13 protein-coding genes are annotated in these 17,792 nt (G+C 43.9%); 9 read left to right on the top strand and 4 right to left on the bottom strand.

What is annotated here, in order from left to right; all coding sequences use genetic code 11:
• Nucleotides 1-15 precede the first annotated feature (15 nt).
• From HQK80_00120 to HQK80_00110, 3 genes are read left to right on the top strand one after another with little or no spacing between them, the layout of a single operon-like run.
• Nucleotides 16-876 (top strand): FAD/NAD(P)-binding protein, encoded by an 861-nt coding sequence (locus HQK80_00120; protein ID MBF0220630.1) that lies wholly within the window; start codon nucleotides 16-18, stop codon nucleotides 874-876.
• Nucleotides 877-1,698 carry an NADH:ubiquinone oxidoreductase gene (locus tag HQK80_00115; GenBank protein ID MBF0220629.1) on the top strand — a complete coding sequence of 274 codons (822 nt, stop codon included), beginning with the start codon at nucleotides 877-879 and terminating at the stop codon, nucleotides 1,696-1,698. It begins immediately after the preceding gene.
• Complete coding sequence (locus tag HQK80_00110; GenBank protein ID MBF0220628.1) at nucleotides 1,695-2,969, top strand: Ni/Fe hydrogenase subunit alpha; 1,275 nt, start codon at nucleotides 1,695-1,697, stop codon at nucleotides 2,967-2,969. Before HQK80_00115 ends, HQK80_00110 begins: the two co-directional genes overlap by 4 nt.
• A gap of 89 nt (nucleotides 2,970-3,058) precedes the next feature.
• Here the strand turns inward: HQK80_00110 and HQK80_00105 are convergent, their stop codons facing one another.
• From HQK80_00105 to HQK80_00095, 3 genes are all read right to left on the bottom strand, one after another.
• Nucleotides 3,059-3,838: a PilZ domain-containing protein gene (locus HQK80_00105; GenBank protein MBF0220627.1), complete on the bottom strand. Its 780-nt coding sequence runs from the start codon at nucleotides 3,836-3,838 to the stop codon at nucleotides 3,059-3,061.
• Nucleotides 3,835-5,610, bottom strand: coding sequence for a M3 family oligoendopeptidase (locus HQK80_00100; protein MBF0220626.1), 1,776 nt, complete (start codon nucleotides 5,608-5,610; stop codon nucleotides 3,835-3,837). The genes HQK80_00105 and HQK80_00100 overlap by 4 nt, the downstream gene beginning before the upstream one ends.
• Before the next feature lie 166 nt (nucleotides 5,611-5,776).
• The gene (locus HQK80_00095; GenBank protein ID MBF0220625.1) at nucleotides 5,777-7,213 is read right to left on the bottom strand and encodes a NapC/NirT family cytochrome c; all 1,437 of its coding nucleotides are present in this window, start codon (nucleotides 7,211-7,213) and stop codon (nucleotides 5,777-5,779) included.
• A gap of 187 nt (nucleotides 7,214-7,400) precedes the next feature.
• Here HQK80_00095 and uvrC point away from each other — a divergent pair, with 187 nt between their 5' ends.
• The 6 genes from uvrC (at nucleotide 7,401) to HQK80_00065 (ending at nucleotide 16,682) form a co-directional block, all read left to right on the top strand.
• A complete protein-coding gene (gene uvrC / locus HQK80_00090; protein ID MBF0220624.1) occupies nucleotides 7,401-9,224 on the top strand; it encodes an excinuclease ABC subunit UvrC in 1,824 nt (607 codons plus the stop codon).
• Nucleotides 9,225-9,251: 27 nt separating this feature from the next.
• The gene (locus tag HQK80_00085) at nucleotides 9,252-9,917 is read left to right on the top strand and encodes an NAD(P)/FAD-dependent oxidoreductase (protein MBF0220623.1); all 666 of its coding nucleotides are present in this window, start codon (nucleotides 9,252-9,254) and stop codon (nucleotides 9,915-9,917) included.
• Nucleotides 9,918-9,977: 60 nt separating this feature from the next.
• Nucleotides 9,978-11,009, top strand: a complete 1,032-nt coding sequence (locus HQK80_00080; protein ID MBF0220622.1) for an ABC transporter substrate-binding protein — start codon at nucleotides 9,978-9,980, stop codon at nucleotides 11,007-11,009.
• Between the two features lie 64 nt (nucleotides 11,010-11,073).
• Nucleotides 11,074-15,264 (top strand): response regulator, encoded by a 4,191-nt coding sequence (locus HQK80_00075; GenBank protein ID MBF0220621.1) that lies wholly within the window; start codon nucleotides 11,074-11,076, stop codon nucleotides 15,262-15,264.
• A 6-nt stretch (nucleotides 15,265-15,270) separates the two neighbouring features.
• A complete protein-coding gene (locus HQK80_00070) occupies nucleotides 15,271-16,101 on the top strand; it encodes a protein-glutamate O-methyltransferase CheR (protein ID MBF0220620.1) in 831 nt (276 codons plus the stop codon).
• A complete protein-coding gene (locus HQK80_00065) occupies nucleotides 16,098-16,682 on the top strand; it encodes a chemotaxis protein CheB (protein ID MBF0220619.1) in 585 nt (194 codons plus the stop codon). The genes HQK80_00070 and HQK80_00065 overlap by 4 nt, the downstream gene beginning before the upstream one ends.
• Here the strand turns inward: HQK80_00065 and HQK80_00060 are convergent.
• Nucleotides 16,655-17,776, bottom strand: a complete 1,122-nt coding sequence (locus HQK80_00060) for a M20 family metallopeptidase (GenBank protein ID MBF0220618.1) — start codon at nucleotides 17,774-17,776, stop codon at nucleotides 16,655-16,657. The genes HQK80_00065 and HQK80_00060 overlap by 28 nt on opposite strands.
• Nucleotides 17,777-17,792: the final 16 nt, after the last annotated feature.

The following is a 17,792-nucleotide window of genomic DNA, read 5'->3' as shown; positions in this document are numbered from 1 at the left end:
CTAAGCGAAAACAAGATGAACCGCCGAAAGGGCGATACTGGTGGGGCCTTTGAATATGCCTACAAAGCAGAAATTACAAACATCTACTCGCTTACTCAAAATGAAAAACTTTACCAGATACAAATTTGCGACCCTGATTTAGGCGATCGCTTTACCTTTAAACCTGGTCAGTTTGTTATGCTGGAACTGCCCGGCATTGGTGAAGCCCCTTTTTCTATCTCTTCTTCACCGTCAACCACTGGTAAGTTTGAGCTCTGTATTCGTAAAGTCGGCAACTTGACAAACTTTCTGGATAAAGTGCAGCGCGGAGCTCGAGTAGGAATTTCCGGACCATTTGGAACTCATTTCCCGGTCGAACAGATGGTCGGCCAGAATATCCTTCTGATTGCCGGCGGTCTTGGTATTGTCCCCCTACGTTCCCCCCTTCTTGCAGTCCTTGAAAACAGGAGCCGATACGGTCAGGTTGACATCATGTATGGTGCAAAAAGCCCCGAACAGCTCTTGTTTACATATCAGTATGAAGGATGGCGTCGATTTGACATAAACTTGACTGTTACTGTCGATAATGCCGACCAATCGTGGGATGGCCACGTCGGTTTGATTACTGAAATTATTCAGCCGAGGATCAACGAAAGTGCTTCACTTGCGGATACTACGTACGCCATCGTTTGTGGGCCTCCGGTAATGTTCCGTTCTGTCTGTAATATGTTGATGGATGCCGGATTGCCCATGGGGAAAATGTTTGTTTCACTTGAACGGAGGATGCATTGCGGACGAGGGAAATGCTGTCGGTGTAACATCGGATCTACCTATACCTGTCTTGATGGGCCAGTTTTTGATTACTGGTCAGTAATGAATCTGAAAGAGGCGATATGAATGGCTGGCCCAATTTCATTCCTTGGTGTTCCTTTGAAACGTCCGAAAGTTGCTTTTTTTGAATTTACAGCATGCGAAGGGTGCCAGTTACAAATTCTTAATAATGAACATACCTTGATCGGTTTTTTGAACCTGGTGGAGATAGTAAATTTCAGAGAGGCCATGACTGAGCGTAGTGATGATTACGAAATTGCCTTTGTTGAAGGTTCGATCAGCCGGAGTGATGAAGTTGAACGCCTACTGGAGATTAGGCGCAATGCCAGGATCCTGATTGCCTTCGGGTCATGTGCCTGCTTTGGCGGTGTTAATCAGCTCAAAAACCGCTTTGCGGATTTGGACTGGGTTACCAAGGAAGTTTATGGAGATTTTCCGGTAGAGACAGATGAAGTGCACCCCATTGCTGATTATGTTGCGGTTGACCTCAATATCTATGGCTGCCCGGTCAAGAAGGAAGAGGTGGAGCAGATTGTTACAAATCTGGTAGTGGGAAAATCGGTTAAAATTCCCGATTTTCCGGTTTGTATGGAGTGCAAAGCCAAGGAGAATATCTGCCTTTTTGAACTGGGGGAGCCCTGTCTTGGTCCTGTTACCAGGGCAGGGTGTGACGCCTGGTGCCCCAGTAATCGACGAGGTTGCTGGGGATGTCGTGGGCCAGCCGGGGTTGTCAATATGGATCAGCTGGAAGAGATATTTAACAATTACGGCTTTAAAAATGTGGAGCTGATTGACCGTTTGGAATGTTTTGGGGGCTTTACAGACTTCACTTCTAAGCTCAGAACTAAAGCAGCCTGTGAACAAAGAAAAACAGAGGGCAGATCATGAAACTCTCCTGCAATATTGATATCAGGCATCTTACCAGGGTGGAGGGCCATGGGAATATTAGAATAAAAATAAGCGATGGTAAAGTTGTAGAGGCTAAGTGGGAGGTGGTTGAAACACCACGTTTTTTCGAGGCAATGCTGGTTGGCAAACACTGGGAGAATGCGCCTTATATCTGCGGTCGTATCTGCGGCATCTGTTCTATCGGCCACACTTTGGCAAGTATTCGTGCCATTGAAAACGCTTTTCAGATACAACCTACGGTTCAAACTGCCAGACTGCGGCTGCTTCTCAAGCATATGGAAACCTTGCAGAGTCATATTTTGCATCTCTATTTTCTGGCTGCTCCCGATTTTTTGGGTACTGGCAGTGTCCTCCCCTTGATTAATAGCCATCCTGATGTAATTCAGAGGGCACTTCGCTTGAAAATGATAGCCAATGACGCATGTGATATAATTGGTGGGCGAAGAATTCATCCGATCCGCACGGTTGTCGGTGGGTTTACCATGTTGCCACAGAAAAAGGAGCTTGATGGTATCCGTCAAAGACTGGCAGCTGCTGCTCCTGACCTTGTTGCTTCTGCTGAACTGTTTAAATCCTTTGCAACTCCTTCTTTTGTAAGAGAAACGGAATTTGTTTCCCTTAAGGGTGAAAACGATTACCCTTTTATTGGCGGTGAAATGATCTCCTCAGACGGTGTGAGACATAAAGAGGCTGATTATCGCAAGATGACCAATGAATACTGCGTGAAGGGATCGACGTCGAAGTGGAGTAAACTCTCTCGCAAATCGTTTGCTGTTGGGGCGCTTGCCAGGATGAATAATAATTTCGGAATGTTGCACAGTGCAGCCCGTAATGTTGCGTCAGAACTTGCCTTCGCTCCGGTCTGTCACAACCCGTTTATGTGCAATGTTGCCCAACTGGTTGAATGTGTTCACGTCGTTTATGATAGCATCAGTCTTATCGATGAGCTGTTAGCTCTCCCCTTACAGGAAGATCGGCAAACCGTTTCACCCAGAAAGGGTTGTGGTGTCGGTGCGATAGAAGTTCCACGAGGCATCTTGTATCACTATTATGAATTTAACGCCAAAGGTACTCTCGTAAAGGCCGACTGCGTTATTCCAACCAGCCAGAACCACGCTAATATTCACCATGATATTGAAGAAATGGCTATGCAGTATTCTCAAACTAATGTAGATGATCGCGATATTGAGTTGTTGGCTCAAATGCTGGTTCGATCCTATGACCCATGCATCTCATGCTCAGTTCATTAGGTGTAAGTGCCAATAGATAAATCAGTGAAAATGACTTTTAAATAACAAATAAAAAAAGGGTGCGGAAATGAAAATAATGCTCAGCGCAGTCAGCCGAGATTGGCAGATGAAGATATGTTAAGGATTTTTTCAATCTGGTCTGTGAAGCCGCGTTTAAGGTCTTTGATATTTTGGATAAACTTAATAGCAGTGATGTTAATCTCAGAAGGTTGAACTATGGAAGAGGGAAGAGAGGTTGCTGTTTGACTGTACAGTTCAACTTCAGAACCTTGATAAACACCATATTGTGCTGATTCCAAGTGTTCCGACCAATGTATTGTGTTGCCCAGGAAAACCATAGTGAACTCATGTATGCGGTTGTCTGTATGAACGATAAAAAGCTCGCTGTTATCGAGCCCTTTATACCACACAGGTGTTCCGGCAGGGCATTTCTTGAGGTATTGGGGGCTAACCTTCACAAGACGTAAGGCGTCGAGTTCTGCATCAAAATAACTACTTAGAATTTCAGAAAACTCTTGACCGATAACAGTGAAATGGCAGCCAACGACTACAGAGGTTAAGTGAACAACACGAAGCGTTGTTGGTAGTTTATGGTTCAAAATATTCAGTGTTCCCTGGACGGAGCTTCCAGGTTGAGGCCATTGGCAATGACTGGCCAAGAAGCCAATTCCGGTTCGTGAAATATTCGTAAGGCCAATACCAGATTGCCTCTCGGGGCTCTCCATGTCAAAGCTGACAGAATGGAGATGGCCAAGGTGAACACGTGGCGGACGCCTTACGACGATATCGGTCTTAGAATTTTTATCAAAAAAGGTGCTGAAAAAACTAAGAACTCCCTGCTTTTTTGAACGGGGATAACGTTTAATCATAGCTCTATATCTTTAAGCATATCATCAATGACTTCAAGACCTCCCTGCCAGAAATCAGATGAGTTTAAGTCAATTCCAAAGGGCTCAACAAGGGCATAGGGTGTACTGCTGCCGCCGGATTTTAATAGTTCAATATATTTAGGTACAAACCACTCCGTATCTTTACGATATATATTGTAGAGTGCAAGAACTAAAAGTTCTCCAAAAGCATAGGAGTAAACATATCCCGGAGTGCTCAAAAAATGCGGTATGTATGACCACCATGTTGAGTAGTCTTTGGTGAGGATCACACTGTCGGCAAACATCTCCTGCTGGGTTTGTATCCAGTACTCACCTAATTGCTCGGCAGATAACTCTCCATGCTGCCGCCTGCCTGTATGACTAAGTTCCTCAAAACGGTTCATAGCGATCTGTCTGAAAACGGTAGCGAATATAGATTCAAGCTTTTGAGAGATAAAGGCTATCTTTTGGTCGTGATTATGTAAGAGAGTAAGTTGTTTTTTGAAAAGGAGTAACTCTGCAAATACAGAGGCGGTTTCAGCAAGGACCAGAGTGGTGTCGCTGTTTAAATAACCAAGTTTCGCAGATAGATATTGATGAATGCCGTGTCCCATCTCATGGGCAACTGTTGAAACGTCACGAAGGTTGCCTGTGTAGTTGATCATCAGGTAGGGATGAACATCCGGAGTGCAAGGATGTGCGAATGCTCCACCGCGTTTTCCGGGGATAATGGGGGCGTGTATCCAGTTTTTGTCAAAAAATAGCTGTGCTATTTCACCGAGTTCAGAAGAAAACTCAGTAAAACTATCGATGACCATTTTACGGCAATCCTTCCAACTAACTACGGTAGAGGGAAGATCGGGCAGAGGTGCATAACGGTCGTAGTCTGAAAGTTCTTTAAGGCCAAGAATCTTCTTCTTAAGGTGATAATAACGTTTTGGGATATCATATCGACTTACGACAGTATCTATTAACGTATTAACTGTTTTGTCCTCAAGTTCATTGTACAGGTTCATTGAACTTACCCAGGCGGGGTATTTGCGAAGACGATCATCGATCATTTTATCGGCAAGCAGGGTATTTGTGATGTGTGTCAAAACATGGAGTTGACTGTTGAGACCATCGGTCAGGTCTCTAGCTGCCTGCTGCCGAACTGTTTGATCCTGATGGTAGAGATCGGCGAGAACTTCTTCCTCAGTCCGTTTTTTTTCGCCAAACTCAAGATGCCCCATCACTTTCTCGAAAAGCAATGTCCAGGCACCGCGACCAACAGGCGATATTTCAATAAGTAAGGTCTCCTCGTCTCGTGAAAGCATGTGGGGGGCGTAACGGCGAAGAGAGGAAAGGTAATGTCGATAATGGGAAAGAATGTCATTATTTAAAAGTTCGGCAGTGTGAGAATCCGACAGGTCATTCCATTCAAGTTCAAAGAAGACAGTGTTTTTGCTGATACGGCTGTTTTCTTCCCTGATTTTTTGCAGAAAAGCAGTGGCTTGAGAGTTTTGAGTCTGGGTGGTGAAGTTTAAAAAGGCATAGGTTGATAGGCGTCCACGTTCGGTTGCCAGATTTTCAAGCCGCACGATCACCTTAAGTATCTGGTCAGCGGAAAGTTCTGCGACTCGACCGCTAAACTCATCATGCAAAGCTTTGGCTTCGATTTGACAGGCTGCGAGATCATCATCTATCTCTTTGGCATCGACTCCGGTATAGAGATCGTTAAGTTCCCAGAGAACTTCAGTAGTTCCCAGGTTTTTATTTAATGAGTCAGACATGATTTCTCCCGAAGTAGGTTGCTTGTGTGGCGTTTGTTTTGATGATTTGCGAATTGAAAAACATTAGACAATGTACCGTAAATTGACGTTTTTACCAAGAAATACGCATAAAAAAAGCCCTGAACCATTTCTGGGACAAGGCTTATTGCTAAGGAGCAAGTATCAGTTATTCAGGTTCGTCGTGACAGAGGCTACAGTCTTGGGTAATTGACTCACCTTGTGAATTTACATGTTCCTCATCATGGCAACGGAAACAACCCCAGCCTTCTTCGGCGCGTTGATGACCTAAATGGCTTCCGTAGGTGCCCCACTTAATGTTCATGTTTGGCCAGATATTGCCCAGATAAGTCTCTAAGAGATATTCACCTGCTGTTGCCAGGTCTTTTTCGTAACGCTTGACATAGTCAATGCCGTGTCGATTTGTCTGAAGTTCAACTAGACGATTAACAAGGTTGTTCTGAGCTTCCTCTCGTGTATTGAATTCAGTGTTGATTGTCGTAAGGCTATCCTCACGGATACCAATGATCTCTGGATTGATTTTTTTGCTTAACAGGCCAAAGTCAACGCGTTCTTCTGGGAGGTCAAAGACGTGTGTTGGTCGGTTATGGCAATCGATACAGTCCATGGTTCGCCATTCTAAAGCAAGTCCTTCGGCAGGTTCGGTTCCTTCTGGAAGCTCAGGGTCAGTTTTAGTAAACTCATCCTGGCTGCCGTCAGGTCGGGTAACACGAACATTGGAAATAACTAAACGACGGGTGTCAACAGCCTTATATTCAATTTTAACATCGTTACTAACATGCCAGTGAATGCCTTCAAAAGCCTCAGTTACTGGATTGTGGCCACCTATATGGAGGGCGATTTCATTAACTTCAGGTGTTTCTTGATCGCTGTTAGAAAAATGGGTGAATTTTTTAATACGTTTGCCGCTGAATTTATCTGGCCAGTGGCAGTTTTCACAGGTGTCACGAGCCGGTCGCAAATGCTCAACAGGAGCGGGAATTGGACGGCTGTGGCTGTTGGTCACCACTGCGAGTACCTGGCGAAGTCCGGAGATCTTGGCACGAACAAACCATTGAGCGCCAGGTCCGATATGGCACTCGACACATACAACCTTTGAATGTGGTGAACGTTTATATACATCATACTCAGGTTCCATGACCTGATGACAGACCTTTCCACAAAAGAACGGGGAATCAGAAAAGTGATAACCTTCGTAGCCGATGACAGCAAGTAAAAGAAAGAAGAGAACAGTGAGCACAACAAAGTAAATCATCAGTTTCCGGTGTTTGTGGTCGCTCAAATTTACCTGAAGGTGGTCTTTAGCTATTCCGTGCTTATGCCATTGACGTCTGCGCAGGAAGGCAGCAAGAGGGATAAGCAGAAGGCCGGTAATCATACCACCAGGCAAAACGAGGAAGGCTAACAGCGGAACATAAACATTGTGGCTCAAACCAAAAAGTTCAACTATAAGCCCTACAACCATGAGCGTTGCACAAACAGTTGTGAGGATAACACCGATTATTCCAAGCGGTGATCTCCACATCCCTCTGACAATGTGTCCCCAAGGACCTCGATACTGTTCATTTTTATCCGAATCTGCCATTTTCCCCAAACCTCCTTAAATCATTTCATTGTAAAAAATCAATAGTACTGTTTACATTTAAAAAGCCGTCATATTTTATATTTCTATTGCGAATTATAGCCTTATATGAAACACAGTAATTTAAAGCGCGCAAGATTACTCCATTTCAATTGAAAGTACAACTCTATGTTGTAGGCAGAGTAAAAATGTGAAAACTGAAAAGACCGAAAACACACTTTTAACAGCAAATTTTCTGAGTTCTCTTTCGACAGGTCCTGGCATTTATCTGATGAAGGGGGCAAAAGATGAGGTTTTATATGTCGGTAAGGCCTGTAGTCTACGTAATCGCCTCAGATCGTATGTCAATTATTTAACGACACAATCAAATAAAACAGGAGTTCTACTTAGTAAAACTCAACGTATAGAAACAACCCTGACCATGACGGAAAAAGAAGCGTTGCTTCTCGAATCGTCGCTTATTAAAAAATTTAAACCTCGCTACAATATCATTCTTCGAGATGATAAACAGTACCCCTACCTGAAACTTACTGTAGATGAACAGTGGCCTCGCCTCGTTATAACGCGCAAAAAAAACAGTAAGGATACGATGATTTTCGGACCATTTTCCTCGGCCTCGGCGATGTGGGAAACGGTAAAGTTGCTTAATAAGCTTTTCCCCTTGAGGCGCTGTAAAGGGTCGAATCTTAAAATGCGTAACCGGCCTTGCCTCAATTTTCAAATGCAGAAGTGTCTAGCGCCATGCACCGGAAACGTAAGCGCTGACGAGTATCAACAGTTAGTGCTGGACGTAGCCAATGTTTTATCCGGGAAAAACCATGAGGTTCTGGAAAGACTGGAAAAAAAAATGTCTGAGGCCGCTGACAAGTTAGAGTTTGAGGCCGCGGCCCACTATCGTGACAAAAAAAAGGCCCTTGAAAAAACGATAGAAAAACAGATGGTTTCAGCCAGCCACTACCGCGATCAGGATGTTTTTGGCTTTGTTCGTCAGGCTGGTTCAGTAGCTATTGCAATTTTGCGAATTAAAAGCGGCATGATTCAGGCCCATGAAAATCATTTTCTGGAAGAGCCGCTTGATAATGATAGTGAAGTGTTATCCGAATTTATGCAGCGCTTTTATGAGAAAACCAGCTTTTTCCCGCAGGAGATATTTGTACCCTTTAATCCCTCCGAAAAAGATGCGCTTTGTGAATGGCTTGAGGAACTGCGGGGCGCCAAGGTTTTGTTGAAACAGCCACTTCGCGGTGACTCTGTGAAGTTGGTTTCTATTGCTCAAAAAAACGCTGAACAGGTGTTTTCTGATATTGATCGCAAAAATAGCTCCTGGGAGATTCTCGCTAAAGCCATTATGCGTGATTGTCAATTAGGTCGTCTCCCGAATCGTATAACCTGTATGGATATCTCAAATATTTCAGGAGAGCATACGGTTGGTTCGGTGGTTGCTTTTTGGCAAGGAGAAAAAGATCCAAAAAACTACAGGCATTATACGATTAAGACGGTTGTCGGACCAGATGATTATGCCTCATTGGCGGAACTGCTCGATCGTCATCTATCTCGAATAGCTGATAACCTGCCGGATCTGCTTTTGATTGATGGCGGCAAAGGTCAACTAATGGTGGCCCACCAGGCCCTTTTGAATCATAACCTGTCGGGACAGCTCGACATCCTCGGTATTGCTAAGGAAAAAAGCGACGAGGGTGAGAAAATATATGCACTTGGACGAAAAAATCCTTTGAAAATTCATCGGCATTCAGCGACAATATTACTGTTCATGCGTATTCGTGATGAGGCTCACCGTTTCGGGATTACCTTTCATCGCAAATTACGCTCTAAAAAACTTATGCAATCCCCCCTTGATTTGATCGATGGTGTCGGATTCGAGAAACGCAAGGCCTTATTAAAAAAACTGGGCAGTGTTAAACGCATAGCCGAGGCAGATATAGATCAGCTCTGCCAAGTTAAAGGAATTGGAGTCGAGCTGGCCAAGAAAATTAGGAAACATTTTAGTTTATAAACTAATTTAAAGGACAATAGTGGACAAATGGAAAATGACAACCCGAAGGGGGCAATTTTACAACGCGACAAGAAAACCTATGCGATCGTACCACGAACTCCTGCAGGAATACTGTCTGCAGAAATTCTGGACCAGATTTCTGCCGTGGTTAAAAAATACGATATCCCTGTTGTTAAAATTACATCGGGACAACGAATCGCCCTGGTTGGCCTGAAAAAGGAACAAGTCGATCCTGCCTGGAATGACCTGCAGATTGACCATGGTGAAGCACAGGCCCTCTGTTTGCACTATGTACAGGCCTGTCCAGGTAATAGTCTCTGTAAATTTGGAGTTGATGATTCGCTTGGCCTTGGAGTGGAATTAGAGGGCATGTTTCAGGGCCTTGACTATCCAGCGAAAATCAAATTTGGAGTGTCTGGCTGTCCGATGAACTGTGCTGAAGGCTATTTACGAGATGTTGGCGTCTTCGCAAAGGCCAAAGGCTGGACCTTGATAGTCGGTGGAAATGCCGGCGGCAGGCCACGAATTGGTGATATTATAGCCAAGGATATCAGCCGGGCTCAAGTCGTTGAGTTAAGCCGCAAATTTTTAGAATACTACAAAGAAAATGCTCGCAAAAAAGAGAGAACCAGCCGTTTTATTGAACGTATTGGGATTGAAACAATTGTCAAGGCGCTCGATTTGCAGCTCTAGCAGTGTCAAGAACAGCCAGCCTCTAACTGAAAAAGCAGCAAGTGCTCAAGGAGTGGGATTTTGAATAAAGAACTCTTTAAAGTTACGACTGTGTTATTGTTTTGCCTTGTAGGCTTGCTTTCAATTTATGGTTGCAGTTCCGACCAAGAACAGACCAAGACGAATGAAAAAATATCACCTCCTGCTACCTTGGAGAATAACCAACTCACTATTGCTGTCAACACGACCATTAAATCTGCATCTGTTATTCTGGCTCATGAACTGGGGTATTTTGAAAATGAGGGTATTCAGGTTGATCTGAGCATAAAACAGTCTGGAGTGGCAACCAAAAAAGCTCTTGATGACGGTGTTGTCGATATTGCAACTGTCCCAGAGATTATTGCTGCCGATGATGCTCTGGTGAATGATAGTTGGCGAATACTGTCTTCAATAAACAGAAGTGTTACTAATGAACTGGTTGCAAGGAGAGATCGAGGCATTAATCAGGTTAGCGATTTGAGGGGCAAAAAAATCGGCATTAAAAAAGAGAGTGGAAGTGTTTACTGGCTCAACCAAATGCTCATATATAATTCAATTGCCATGGGTGATATTGAACTGGTGGATGCCAAGCCGGTTAATTTAGCCGGAATGTTGAACAGGGGTGAAGTCGATGCCGTAGTTACCTGGTATCCCCATGCATATCAAGCCATTACTGATCTTGGGGAGAACGCGTATCATACTTCTGCGCAGATGGGGCAAGAGGTTTTCTGGCTTCTTATCGCTCAGAAAAGTTGGTTGGCAGAGAATCATGAGTTGGCCATTCGTTTCTTGAAGGCTTTGGAAAAAGCAAATCGCTATATTCAAAATAATCCTACCAAAACGAAAGAGATCCTGGCTGAGTTTCTACATCTTGATCCGGCAAGTATTGCCTATGAGTGGGATCGTCATATTTTTAAAACAGAGTTGCCTCAAAATCTTGTCATGATTATGGAGGAGCAGATGAAATTCAGGGTTGCCCAACAAGGAGAGGGCGCGGCGCCAGATCCTTTCGGATTATTTCATTTTGATGCCTTAAAAAAGGTCAACCCCTCATCAATCAGCATTGCCCATTAACATTTGTCTCATTGTCGTTACTCCAACTGTAAAGAATGTAAAGAACTGAAATCTTGAGGGTACTATGAATTTTCTGCAAAGATTTAAGATCCGCACAAAATTACTCGCCAACAGCGTCTTGATGCTTTCATTGCTTGTGGCGGTAATTGTCACGTATCAAGTATCTCAGAAGAGGGCGGATGTTTTTTTCAAACAGGTATTGGAAGAAGAGCATGATGTCGTTGATCGAGCCGCGACGATAAAGACACTAATAAATGAATGCCGCAAAAATGAGATAAACTTTTTGCTGCACAATAAACTAATTTACTCAGCGCAGGTTAACCGGGGAATCGATGAGATTAATAACCAGTCTGCTAAGATCAGCAGTTATGTCGAAAAGACAGGTGATTTTGAAATTCAGGATATGTTGGAGGTTATTTCTAGAAGCTTAAAGGTGTATGAGCAGACATTTAATAAAATTGTGGAAGGACGAAAAAAACAGGGACTAACTCATGATGAGGGGTTGCAGGGTAAATTCAGAGAAATAGCCCAGATGCTTTTTGATGAACATATTACCGAACATGCAGTTGAAGAGTTACTTCTGTCTGTTGGTCGATTGAATCGATATAGCCTCGAAATAGACCATAAAAATAGCGCCCAGCCTTTTAAGACCGAGTTGGAGCGATTTGACGAACTGCTGAAAGCCCACCCCATGAGGCCGATTTATGCCGATAAACTGACCAGACTGTCGACCGCCTATACGGAGGAAGCTGCTACCTTTTTAGAAACGGCTGAACAGCGGGATGTGCATGAAGGTCATCGCAAAGCCCTGCATCGCATCGGACTTGAGATGGAAGGTATATTGAGCTCAATGTATGTGCCCAATGTACGATCAATGGTTCTTCAGATCAGAAGACATGAAAAGGACTATTTGCTCAGGGAGAATCTGCTCTATGTCCAAAAAAGCCACCAGGCTGTTGCCGACCTGAGACAAGCCATTGAGACTGCCAACGTCAACTATGATGATGTCAGCGAAACAGTCGAGTATTTGAAATCGTATCAAACCTATTTTGATGCACTTGTTGAGGAGAACCGTAAAATTAACCTCTTGAAAAATAGCCTGTTGGATCGTGCTATGGAAATTGAACAGGCGGTTGATCACATCGTTGAAAAATCTCGGGTTAATGGTCAGGATAATATGAATAAGGCGCAAGCCCAGGTCAATTCAGCATACGTTTTTGTACTGATATTTAGTTTTATGGCAATTGTCATTGGCGTTTTGTTTTCTCTGCTCATCACTAATTCAATCACAAGACCACTTCAGACTCTTATGGCTGGGCTTTTGAGGATGGCTGACGGTGATTATTCTGTTAGGCTTGCCGAAAATACGAGTTCCAGTGATGAAACGAGCGTCGTTGCAAAACTATTCAATAAAATGGCGGCAACTATTCATAAAAGCAGTTGGCAAACAGAAGGAATAGCCAAACTTGCTGAAGAGTTGCGCGAGGACAAGGAAGAAGATGTTCTCTGTCGAGATATTATAAGCTTCCTGGCAAAATTTATTGACGCTCAGGTTGGCGCTATGTACGTGCGCCAAAATGACACTACGTTTCGTCTGGCTGAAAGTTATTCATATGTCGATCATGATAATCCCCCCGTTACTGTTAAAATAGGTGAAGGACTTATTGGTGAAGCGGCTCGCGGGGGAGAGCTGCTTGTTCTTTCTGATCTGCCGGATACGTATTTCCGTATCAAGTCAAGTTTAGGCGAGGCGATACCACGACATAGTATTGTTTTACCTGCGCTTTGGAGGAGAACTACCCAGGCGGTTATTGAACTAGCTTCAATAAAGAGTTTTTCCGCTGAACAGATAGAGTTCTTGAAACTGATCTCAGAGTCTATTGCCATCGCTATTCACTCAATGCAACAGCGCGCCAGGACATTAGAGCTGTTGCAGGAAACCCAGCAACAGGCAGAGGAGTTGCAGACCCAGCATGAAGAACTGAAAACTTCAAATGAAGAGTTGGAGGAGCAAACTCAGTGCTTAAGGCAAAGTGAGGAGGAGTTAAAAAGTCAACAGGAAGAGTTGCAGGCCACAAATGAAGAGTTGGAAGAGAAAACTCAAGCCCTTGAACATAAAAATTTACAAATAAATGAAACAAATAAGGATCTAGAAATTGCCTGGAATGAAATTGATGGCAAGTCTAAGGAGATTATCGCCGCCAGCCGCTATAAATCAGAGTTTCTGGCCAATATGTCCCATGAGTTACGAACACCTTTAAACAGCCTTCTCCTGCTGGCTCGAGACCTGGTCAAAAATAAAAAAGGAAATCTAGATTCTGACCAGGTTCAATCCGCTAACATTATCTATAACAGTGGCGAAGATCTACTGAAGCTTATCAATGATATCCTTGATTTGTCAAAGATAGAATCAGGCCATATGGAAGCCTCCCATGAAACGTTTGGTATTCGTGGTTTTGCTGATTGGCTTAATGATAATTTCAGGCATATGGCTGCTGACAAGGGACTCGATTTTACTGTAGGTATAGAAAATGGTTTACCAAAAATTATAGTTACAGACCGGCAAAGGCTCGAACAGATTGTCCGTAACCTTGTTGCTAATGCCATTAAATTTACTGCCAAAGGAGGAGTGACGGTAACTTTTAAACCTGCCGATGCCGAGAGTAAATTCTCTGAATCCTCCCTGGATCCAAATTTCACCATGGCAATCTCCGTAACAGATACGGGTATAGGGGTTACACCAGAGCAGCAAACTATAATTTTTGATGCCTTTAAACAGGCCGAGGGTGGTACTTCAAGAAAATACGGGGGGACGGGTTTAGGGCTTTCGATTTCTTCTAAGCTTGCGACCCTTTTGGGTGGCGAGATCCAGCTTATCAGTGAGGAGGGAAAAGGGGCTACATTTACACTCTTTATTCCATTTATGGTCGATGAGAACGATCAAAATGAAATAATTGAAACCTCCGATAACTCCAGCAGAGAAGATCAGGAGTTTAAATCCTCTGCCACGTTTGAACGGAAAGATGCTCATTCTTTATTAAGCCCGGATATTCCAGATGATCGGCAGGAACTATCAAAACACGATAAGGTTATTCTGATCATTGAGGATGATCTTAATTTTGCCAAAATCCTTATGGACTTGGGACGTGAAAAGGGCTTTAAATCCATGGTCTCATCGACTGGATTTGGTGGACTGGATTTAGCTGAGCGCTATCAACCAAGTGCTATAATTCTCGATATTCGTTTGCCTGATATTGACGGCTGGCAGGTTCTTGATACCTTGAAAACGAATGCCTCCCTGCGCCATATCCCGGTGCATATGATATCAGGGGAAGAAAAACATATTGAAGCCCTTAAAAAAGGCGCCATGGGTTTTTTACTCAAACCAATCAGTCAGGAAGGGGTGGAAGAGGTTTTTGACCGGCTTGAAGATGCGATGTCAGCTCGAATGCGGGATTTGCTTGTTGTCGAAGATGATGAGCTTATGGCTCAAGAGATTATTGAACTCATCGGCAACGATGATATTAATGTTATCATAGCAAAAAGCGGCCAGGAGGCTCTTGATGTTTTGAGCGCCAAAAAAATTGATTGCATGATACTCGACATTGGACTGCCGGATATGACTGGTTTTGCCCTGTTGGCGAACTTAGAGTCAATGGAAAATGTCGCGACCCCGCCCGTTATTATTTACACAAGCCGTGAGTTAACCAAAGAAGAAGGTGACTCTCTGCTTCAATATACCGATACCGTAATTATCAAGGGCCTGAAGTCCGAAGAGCGACTCCTTAATGAAACATCCCTTTTTTTGCATCGGGTAATACGAGATATGCCTACAAAAAAAAGGCAGATGATTGCAAGTCTGTACGATCAGGATGCCATGTTCAAGGATAAGAGGGTTCTGATTGTGGATGATGATATGCGAAATGCCTACGCTCTTTCCAAGATACTTGATGAGAGAGGTATGAGTGTTCATATTGCCCATGATGGTCAACATGCCTTAAGTCTGATGGCCGAACTGGAGGCCGTCGATCTGGTTCTTATGGATATTATGATGCCAGTCATGGATGGGTATGAGACTATGCAGAAAATCAGAGAACAAGAAGCATTTCGGAGTTTACCGATTATCGCTTTAACAGCCAAGGCAATGGCTGAAGATAAAAGCAAGTGTATGGAGGCTGGAGCAAGCGATTATCTTACTAAACCGATTGAGGAAGGAAGATTGCTGTCAATGATGAGGGTCTGGCTGTATCGGTAGGTTGTTATGGAGAAAAAAGATCTCGAAAAGATTGAGCTTGACTTGATGCTGGAGGCGATTGTCCGACGTTATGGGTATGACTTTCGTAACTACTCAAAGGCTTCAATGGAGAGGCGCGTTAAACAGGCCAAAGTTAAGCTGGGCTGTGCAGAAATTACCGATCTTACACGAAACCTGCTGCACGACTCAGTTTTTTTTCAGAAATTGGTTAGTGATTTTTCGATTACCGTAACTGAAATGTTTCGTGACCCTGAAGTGTATAAAACGCTGCGTGAGAAAGTTCTACCATATCTTGCGACCTATCCGTTTATAAAAGTTTGGCACGCTGGTTGTGCAACCGGTGAAGAGGTATATTCATTTGCAATCCTGTTGCATGAAGAGGGGCTCTTGGAAAGAACGACAATCTACGCCACTGATTTTAATGAAGATGCCTTGAGTACTGCCCGGCAGGGTATTTTCTCGATTGACCGAACCAAGGAATATGCCGAAAATTATCGAAAAAGTGGTGGAAAGGCCTCTTTGTCTGAGTATTTTCATGCCCAATATGATTCTATCGTAATGGCTAATTCCTTAAAGAAAAACATTACTTTTGCCAGACACAACCTTGTGACAGACCAGGTTTTTGGTGAAATGCACCTCATCCTCTGCCGAAATGTATTAATATATTTCGACCGTACTCTTCAGGAACGGGTGTTCAGGCTGTTTAGTGAAAGTTTGATTCACAATGGGTTCTTATGTCTTGGCAGCAAAGAGAGTTTGAAGTTTTCTACGATTGTTAGTGAGTTTAATGAGTACGAAAAAAGGCATAAAATTTATCAAAAGAAATCGTCTTTATGATTTTGCGAAATTTCGATGTCATGGTCATAGGAGCTTCCGCGGGCGGCTGGACAGCCCTTGGGGAAATCCTGCCCTATCTTCCTCCCGAATGGCCATTGGCCGTTGTCGTTGTTTTGCACCTGCATCCGACCAGTGATCAGTTTCATCTTAAGCATTTTAGTCGTAGTTGTTCCCTTCAGGTAAAAGACGCCGAAGAAATGGAATCTCTTAGTCCTGGAGTGATCTATTTCGCCTCACCGCAATACCATCTGCTTATTGAGCGGGATCGAACATTTTCATTTTCGAGTGAAAATAAGGTCTGTTTCTCAAGGCCCTCAATTGATGTGTTATTTGAAAGTGCAGCGACTGCGTATGGTTCTAAGGTGATTGGGGTTATTCTTACTGGAGCCAATACGGATGGCGCTGTCGGTCTTTTATCGATAAAAGAGTATGGTGGAACAACAGTTGTTCAAGACCCGAAAACTGCTGAATCTCCATGTATGCCTCAGGCAGCGATAAGGGCGACTACTGTGGATTATGTTCTTGATCTACCAAGCATGAGACAGTTTTTCATTCAGTGCTCAGCCGATAAGTACATCTGAAGAATTCGGCAGGCATCCTTGATCTGTGTAATCTCAATATGTTCGTCATTCTGGTGGGCATGGCTTATGGAGCCAGGGCCCCAGACAAGGCATGGTCCTTTCTTTATAAGCTTAGAACAATCCGTCGCATAGGAGGCAGCTTGCGGAGTGGGGTTGTAGCCGCACTGGGCAATTGCATTTTGCAACCTTGAGATAGGTTTGTGGTTGATATCCGTTTCAATACCTCCAGCATAAAAAATATCTTTAATTTCTCCCCGGCCTCCGACTAACTGCTCCAGCTGCATGGTGTATTGTTTGGGATCTTGCTCAGGCAACAACCTGGTATCGACAGAAATTTGGCAATAATCAGGAATAATGTTGACTGATGAGCCTCCTTTAATCTGTGTTATCGCAAGAGAGGCCTCCCCCAGAACGGAGTTATGCTGCCTCTTGATGCGCAGACCTAAGACCTGTAAGTCGGCTATAATGGCATGCATCTCAATAATTGCGTTTCGCCCTCGATCTGGTGTGGAGGAGTGGGCTGCAACCCCTCTAGTAGAAATTTTACAGCGGTGGATGCCTTTGTGGGCATTAATGATCGTAAGTTCTGTTGGTTCCAATCCAATGCAGAGGTCCCAGGGGTCTAATTTGGTGGCAAGTGCGGCAGCACCGGCCATAGAACATTCCTCGTCAACAGTAGCAGCAAAGGTTACATCGTAGGCAAGTTTTCTGTTTTGTTGCTGTAAGCCAGCTAAAGTGCTTAGCGCCGCAGCTAAGGGCCCCTTGTCATCACAGGCCCCACGTCCCCATATTTTGTCGTCGGCAATATCGCCGGAAAACGCCTTTGTCATGCCTGAGGCACTGACTGTGTCAGCATGTGCGGTAATAAGTAATTTAGGGGCATTTTTTTTAGGAAAATAAGCGATGAAGTTGTTTCTACCTGCTGTAACTTCCTGAAGTTCAAAGTCTATAGCACGAGTGATACAAAAAGAGGCCAGATATTCATTGACCTTGTTTTCGGGGTGTTTGGGGTCGGATTCGGTATGGTTGGAGGATTCACTGGGAATTCTGACAAGGTCCTGAGTGAGACTGATTGCAGTTTTTTCTATATTCATAATCGAGCACCTATAA

Source organism: Desulfobulbaceae bacterium, assembly GCA_015231515.1.
Lineage (GTDB): Bacteria > Desulfobacterota > Desulfobulbia > Desulfobulbales > VMSU01 > JADGBM01.
The sequence above is the reverse complement of the archived record's forward strand: the minus strand, read 5'-3'. Positions and strand labels throughout refer to the sequence as shown.

Excerpts from the sequence above, each read along its gene's own strand:
- HQK80_00095 (MBF0220625.1), bottom strand. The coding sequence starts at position 7,213 with ATGGCAGATTCGGATAAAAATGAACAGTATCGAGGTCCTTGGGGACAC.
- HQK80_00120 (MBF0220630.1), top strand. The coding sequence starts at position 16 with ATGAACCGCCGAAAGGGCGATACTGGTGGGGCCTTTGAATATGCCTAC.
- HQK80_00070 (MBF0220620.1), top strand. The coding sequence starts at position 15,271 with ATGGAGAAAAAAGATCTCGAAAAGATTGAGCTTGACTTGATGCTGGAG.
- HQK80_00085 (MBF0220623.1), top strand. The coding sequence starts at position 9,252 with ATGGAAAATGACAACCCGAAGGGGGCAATTTTACAACGCGACAAGAAA.
- HQK80_00115 (MBF0220629.1), top strand. The coding sequence starts at position 877 with ATGGCTGGCCCAATTTCATTCCTTGGTGTTCCTTTGAAACGTCCGAAA.
- HQK80_00100 (MBF0220626.1), bottom strand. The coding sequence starts at position 5,610 with ATGTCTGACTCATTAAATAAAAACCTGGGAACTACTGAAGTTCTCTGG.
- HQK80_00075 (MBF0220621.1), top strand. The coding sequence starts at position 11,074 with ATGAATTTTCTGCAAAGATTTAAGATCCGCACAAAATTACTCGCCAAC.
- HQK80_00065 (MBF0220619.1), top strand. The coding sequence starts at position 16,098 with ATGATTTTGCGAAATTTCGATGTCATGGTCATAGGAGCTTCCGCGGGC.
- HQK80_00110 (MBF0220628.1), top strand. The coding sequence starts at position 1,695 with ATGAAACTCTCCTGCAATATTGATATCAGGCATCTTACCAGGGTGGAG.
- HQK80_00060 (MBF0220618.1), bottom strand. The coding sequence starts at position 17,776 with ATGAATATAGAAAAAACTGCAATCAGTCTCACTCAGGACCTTGTCAGA.
- HQK80_00105 (MBF0220627.1), bottom strand. The coding sequence starts at position 3,838 with ATGATTAAACGTTATCCCCGTTCAAAAAAGCAGGGAGTTCTTAGTTTT.